We start from the raw sequence: 6,189 nt of genomic DNA on the forward strand, positions 1-6,189 counted from the left end.
TCGCAAGCGTCAGGCCGGCTGCGCGCCGGTCTTGATCACCGTGCCGACGTGCTGACCGCGCAGCGCCGCGGTCAGTTTGCCGGGCTTCAGGCCGTTGACGACCTGCACCCGCTCGATGTGGCGGGCATTCGCCATCACATCGAACAGCGCGCGGTCGAGTGGCAGCGTGCCGTCGTGTTTGGCCAGATCGGCATAGCTGGTCTCGGCGATCAGCTCGGCCTTGTCGCCGCCGGGGCCGTTCGGATCGGCGCTGAACACGCCATCGACGTCCTCGACGATGGTGAGGCCGGCGGCCCCGAGCGCGTCCGCCAGCAGGAAGGCGCCGACGTCGCAGCGATGCGGCGGCAGCCGCGCGCCTGGGAATTCGTGGTTGTGATAGGGCGGGAAGGCGCTCGCCACCACCGCGCGGGTTGCGGCGAGATGGATCGCGAGCTGGTTCGCCACCGTCGGCTTCTCGACGTAGGACACGCCCTCCGGCGCCAGCAACGTCGCCAGGATGTGACCGTTCTGGCCGGCTTCGCTGGCGGCGAGCGGTGCGAGCGAGCCGACCGGCAGGCCGAGATCGAGCGCGACGCTGTAAAGATGCCGCGCGCGGACGCCGGCGCCGGTCAGGATCAGCAGACGATGCTCTGGCAGCAGCGACCGCAGTTCGTCGACGATCGGCAGGATCGCCTCCGCGCCGCGATCCATGATCGAACGACCGCCGATCTTCACGACCTGCAGCCAGGGCAGAATGCGGATCGGCTTCTTGCCGGCGACCGGTCGGGTGAGGTTGTTGTCGAGCAGCGTCTGGCGCGCGAGCGGCGAGGCGACGTGCTTGATGTGGTTGGTATCAGCCATGGTCGATCCTCAGTTCGCGGTGATGATGGTGCCGACGTGCTCGCCGGCGAGCGCGCGCGTCAGATTGCCCGGCACCAGGCCGTTGATGACCTGGACCTGGCGTACATGGCGCGATGACTTCAGCAGGTCGAGTACCGGGAATTCGAGGATCGAATCGTGCAGGCCCTTGGCCTTCATTTCGTCGACTGAGATCTTCGGGATGAAGGTCGCGTTCTTGTCGGTCTTGGGATTGCCCGTGTAGAGGCCGTTTTCGTCCTTCACATAGATCATCGCCTTGCAGCCGAACTGCTCGGCCATCAAGTAGCAGCCGGCATCGGTGCGGTACGGCGGGATCACGCCGTCGGCGGAGGAGCGCATCCACAGCCCGTAGGGCGGCATGCCCGAGAACACCACCGCGTTGACTTCCTTCAGGTACAACGGCACCGCCGACAGCCCGGCGTCGCCCACCGACGAGATGCCGTGCTTGGCGAGCAGTTGGCCCAGCATCTCGGCGTTCTGGCTGGCGACCGAAGCTCCCAACTGCGACAGCACGCCGGCCGGAAGGTTCAGCCCCGCCGCGATCGAGTAAAGATGTCGCGCGCGGGTGCCGGCGCCGGTGCCGATCAACAGCTTGTGGTCCTTGCGCGCCGAAACGATCTCTTCGACCAGCGGATAGACGGCGGCTCGACCACGATCGATCATGCTCTGGCCGCCGATCTTGATCACTGTGGCGTCCGGCAGGATGCGGTAATCCGCTGCGGCTTCGGTGGCAGCTAACAGCTCGGGATCGGACATCGATCGCTGCATCAACAGCGCTTCGAGCTCCGCTGGGGAATGGGCCATGAAAGTTTCCTTATGAATACAAACGGCAATGCCGGACGCCGACATCGTCCGGGACGGCTTTTCTCAGAGGTCTTCGGGGAGGCATCGCCTCGGCCGTCGTGGCAGCGCGACCGTCACGCTTGGTAACGGTGGTTCCGCATGGGAACGGCTGAAACCCTGCCGCGAAACAACTATTCCGTCAATTGGGAATACGGATTATTCATGAGCAAATTCAATGCGTTATATAGTTGTTGGTGATGACGCCCGCACCGAATACCGCTGCGGCCCGTGCTGACGATAAAATCGCCACTTGCCGAGGGATACCGTCAGGGCTGGGCCGACGGACGGCTTGGCGTGCGCGCCTTCGGCGGCGCTGGCACGGTGCTGTCCGCGGGGGCAATCCCGCTGAAGTCGATCGCTTCGCCGCGCATACGCGACAGAGTCGCAAGCGCCCGGTCGCGGTCGCCTTCGAGCAGTTCGCGGTAGTGCGTCTCGGCTGCATTCGGGCGGCGCTGCCGGATCGCGCGGAGGGTCGCGGCCATCAGGTCGGCACTGTGTCGCCGGACCTTGCGGGTCTGATAATCGAGCGGTGATTTCCAGATCGTCGTCCACACCGTCTGATTGGCGAGGTCGGCGAGCAGTTCGACCAGCAGCTCGTTGCCGGAGCCGCGTGCGATGGTGCGAACCGCGCGCGTCGTGGTGCGGGCAAAGCTGAGCGGATCGTCGATCTCGACCCCTGAGTTCAGTTCGTCGACACGCCGCGCCAGCGTCTCGACAAAACTCTCGATCGGCGAGGTCGCCATCGTGCGTACTGCGAGCATCGACAGCGCGGTGCGGACGTTGAACAGGTCGGCGACCGACTTCAGTGACAGCGGTTTGACGTAGGCGCCGCGCCGCGGGTTGAGTTCGACCAGGCGGCGCCGTTCGAGAATGCGGATCGCTTCGCGGATCGGGCCGCGGCTCACGCCGAAGTCACGCGCGAGGTCGAGTTCGACCAAGCGCTCACCGGCCTTGCGCCGTCCGGAGACGATATCCGCGCCGAGCTCTTCGGCGATCTGATCGGGCAGTGTGCGAAGAGAGAACCGGCCAACCGGTGCGGCCTCATCGTCGCCCGCCGGCCTGCGATAGGTTGTCGCTGCCATGTTGTCTCCTCGGCTGTCCAGCGGCGGGCCGCGTTTGCGTTCTCTTTCGTAGCGCGACAGTCGATTGTTGACAATCGACAACCGGTGCCCTTTGATGGCCCCGCCGTCGCCGGACAGATACCGGCGCAAAGCTGGACCAAGCGACGGACCGCGTGTGCATTGCAGCGGATCAAGGGAGGTAGTCGCGATGACGTTCGCGCAGATGCGAACCCGCACCCGACATGTCGGGCCCGAGGTGCGTTGCACATTCGCAGCGTCGCATCGACTTCCTGAAAGCAAGCTGTTCGCTTCGGCGATCACTGTCGCCCACGCCCGCGTCGAGAGCTGACGCGGTGGTGTCGATTGATCAAGCCATCGCGCGTGACCGAGGAGCCTTGCCGACTGGCGTCGCGGCGCCGCTGCTTGCGGTGCGCGATCTGTCGCTGTCGTTCGCGACCGCCGGCGGTGCTCTGCCGATCACGCGCAACGTCGGCTTCTCGATTGCGCCCGGCGAACGCGTCGGGCTGGTCGGCGAGAGCGGCTGCGGCAAGACGGTGACGGGTCTGTCGCTGCTGCGGCTGCTGCCGGCGCACAATGCGCAGGTGCGCGGCGAGATCGTGTTCGACGGCGTCGATCTGTTGAAGCTGTCGCCGCGGCGGATGCGAGCGGTGCGCGGCCGCGACATCGCGATGATCTTCCAGGAGCCGATGAACGCGCTCGATCCGGTGTTCACCGTCGGCGATCAGATCAGCGAAGCCTATCGGGTACATTTTCCGGTGAGCCGGGCCGAGGGCCGCGACCGCGCGATCGAGGCGCTGCGCGAGGTCGGCATTCCGGCGCCGGAGCGGCGCTGCGACGAGTATCCGCATCAGCTCTCGGGCGGCATGCGGCAGCGCGTGATGATCGCGATGGCGCTGATCTGCAAGCCGAAGCTGCTGATCGCCGACGAGCCGACCACGGCGCTCGACGTCACCGTCCAGGCGCAGATCACCGACCTGTTGCGGTCGTTGAGCGAGCGAACCGGTACTGCGCTGATCTTCATCACTCATGATCTCGGTGTCGTCGCCGAAACCTGCACCCGGATGATCACGATGTATGCCGGCGAAGTCGTCGAAGATGCGCCGGTCGACGACGTGCTGACGCGGCCGCGCCATCCTTACACGTCAGGCCTGTTGCGTTCGTTGCCCGGGCTCAGCGCCCGACGCGGCGTGCTGTCGTCGATCCCCGGCCGGGTGCCATCGCCGAATGCGATGCCGGCCGGCTGCCGTTTTCGCGCGCGCTGCGCCCATGCGGCGGCCGGCTGCGAGCGCGAGCAGGCGATGATCGAGGTCGATGCCGGCCATGCCGCACGTTGCTGGCGCGCGACCGAGTTGGCTTTGCGGGGAGCGGTGAATTGACACATTCAGCTCCGGCCGATCCGAGCGAAATCATTGCGGTGCGCGATCTGCGCATCCTGTTCCCCACCCGTGACGGCCACGACACCGTCAAGGCCGTCGACGGCATGGACTTCGAGGTTCGCACCGGCGAGACCTTCGGCATCATCGGCGAATCCGGATCGGGCAAGACCACGCTGGGACGCGCTTTGGTGTCGCTGCTGAAGCCCACAGAAGGGCAGATCCTGCATCAGGGAGTCGATCCCGCGGCGCTCGGCGCCAAAGCGTTCCGCAAGCATCGCCGCGACTACCAGATCGTGTTTCAGGATCCCAACGCTGCGCTCAACCCGCGGATGACCATCATCGACAGCGTGATCGAGCCGCTGGAGATCGTCGGCGAGGGCGATGCGACCTCGCGCCGCCGCCGCGGCATCGCGGCGCTGGAGCGGGTCGGCCTATCGCCGGAAGCTGCCGATCGCTATCCGCATCAGCTATCCGGCGGACAGAAGCAGCGCGTCAACATCGCGCGGGTGCTGACGTTGCGTCCCAAAGTGATCGTCTGCGACGAGGTGGTGGCAGCGCTCGACGTCTCGATCCGCGGCGACGTGCTGAACCTGTTCGCCGATCTGCAGCGCGAGTTCGGTCTCACCTACGTGTTCATCACCCACGATATCTCGGTGGTGTCGCACATCTCCGACCGGATCGCCGTTACCTATCTCGGCAAGTTGATGGAGCTCGGCCCCGCCGAAGACGTGATCGAGCATCCGCTGCATCCCTACACGCGCGCCTTGCTGTCGGCCGAGCCGATCCCGCTGCCGTCGCATCTGCGGGTCGACCGCCGCATCATTCTCGAAGGTGAGATTCCGAGTCCGGTGGCGCCGCCATCCGGCTGCCGGTTTCGCACCCGCTGCCCCTCGGTGCAGGAGCGTTGCGCCGCCGAGGTGCCGGCGTGGCGCGAGGTCAGGCCGGGACACCGCGTCGCCTGTCATTTCGCGACCGCCGAAGGTCCGCCACCCGATCAACGACAATCAGAAAAGACAACAGTCATGGGAGGACCAACATGCGTGTGATTGATCTGGGAAACCGCACTTTACGCCGTCGCGATGTTCTGGCGCTGTTCGGCGGCGCCGCTGCGGCCGGCGTGCTCGGATTGCCGCGCGAAGTGCTGGCCGCCAAGGCCGGCGGCATTCTCAAGGTCGCAGCACCCGCCAATCCGTCGTCGCTCGATCCGGCGACCGGTGGCGCCGGCTCCGATCACAGCATCCTGTGGACGATGTACGATACGCTCGTCGAATGGGACTACGACACGTTGAAGCCGAAGCCCGGCATGGCGAAGTGGTCGTATCCCAATCCCACGACCATGGTGCTGGACCTCTCCGAGGGCATCAAGTTCCACGACGGCACGCCACTCGACGCCGAGGCGGTCAAGTTCAACCTCGATCGCAATCGCTCCGACCAGCGCTCCAACGTCAAGTCCGATCTGCTGACGATCGAATCCGTCGACGTCACCGGCCCGCTTCAGGTGACGTTGAAGCTGAAGAATCCCGACACCTCGCTGCCGGCGATCCTGTCGGATCGCGCCGGCATGATGGTGTCGCCGACCAACATTAAGGCGCTCGGCAACGAGACCGATCGCAAGCCGGTCGGGGCCGGCCCGTGGAAGTTCGTGCGCTGGAACGACAACGAGATCATCGTCGTCGCCCGTAACGAGAGCTACTGGCGCAAGGGCCGGCCGTTCCTCGACGGCATCGAGTTCAACATCATCCCGGAGAACGCCACTGCGCTGCGCTCGGTGGTCGCCGGCCAGAACGACATGACGTTCCAATTGCCGGCGCGGCTGAAGCCGGTGATCGAGCGCGCCAAGGATCTCAAGATGGTGTCGTCGCCGACGCTCTACTGCATCCAGGTGTATTTCAACTACGCCCGCGCACCGCTCGACAACGTCAAGGTTCGTCAGGCGATCAACTTCGCGCTCGATCGCGAAGCCTTCGTCAAGGCGGCGCTGAGCGGCCTTGGCGAACCGGCCCGGATGACGCTGCCGAGCACCCACTGGG

At 65.7% G+C, this 6,189-nt stretch carries 6 protein-coding genes; 3 read left to right on the plus strand and 3 right to left on the minus strand.

Translation table 11 applies throughout. The features are described 5' to 3' along the window. Window positions 1-9: 9 nt before the first annotated feature. The 3 genes from DY468_RS21045 to DY468_RS21055 all read right to left on the minus strand — a co-directional run bounded on the left by DY468_RS21045 (window position 10) and on the right by DY468_RS21055 (window position 2,783). Window positions 10-840: an amino acid kinase family protein gene (locus DY468_RS21045; RefSeq protein ID WP_164607030.1), complete on the minus strand. Its 831-nt coding sequence runs from the start codon at window positions 838-840 to the stop codon at window positions 10-12. A gap of 9 nt (window positions 841-849) precedes the next feature. Then, entirely contained in the window at window positions 850-1,662 is an 813-nt protein-coding gene (locus tag DY468_RS21050) for an amino acid kinase family protein (protein ID WP_164607032.1), read from the minus strand. Between the two features lie 305 nt (window positions 1,663-1,967). Beyond that, on the minus strand, window positions 1,968-2,783 hold the full coding sequence (locus tag DY468_RS21055; RefSeq protein WP_164607034.1) for a GntR family transcriptional regulator: 816 nt from the start codon (window positions 2,781-2,783) through the stop codon (window positions 1,968-1,970). Between the two features lie 374 nt (window positions 2,784-3,157). Between DY468_RS21055 and DY468_RS21060 the strand changes: the two genes are divergently transcribed. From DY468_RS21060 to DY468_RS21070, 3 genes are all read left to right on the plus strand, one after another. Then, window positions 3,158-4,159: an ABC transporter ATP-binding protein gene (locus DY468_RS21060; protein WP_205512572.1), complete on the plus strand. Its 1,002-nt coding sequence runs from the start codon at window positions 3,158-3,160 to the stop codon at window positions 4,157-4,159. Next, the gene (locus tag DY468_RS21065; protein WP_164607036.1) at window positions 4,156-5,205 is read left to right on the plus strand and encodes an ABC transporter ATP-binding protein; all 1,050 of its coding nucleotides are present in this window, start codon (window positions 4,156-4,158) and stop codon (window positions 5,203-5,205) included. The genes DY468_RS21060 and DY468_RS21065 overlap by 4 nt, the downstream gene beginning before the upstream one ends. Then, on the plus strand, window positions 5,196-6,189 hold a 994-nt coding region (locus tag DY468_RS21070), incomplete at its 3' end, for an ABC transporter substrate-binding protein (RefSeq protein WP_246701073.1). The genes DY468_RS21065 and DY468_RS21070, both read left to right, overlap by 10 nt.

The organism is Rhodopseudomonas sp. BR0M22 (assembly GCF_010907035.1).
Taxonomy (GTDB): domain Bacteria; phylum Pseudomonadota; class Alphaproteobacteria; order Rhizobiales; family Xanthobacteraceae; genus Rhodopseudomonas.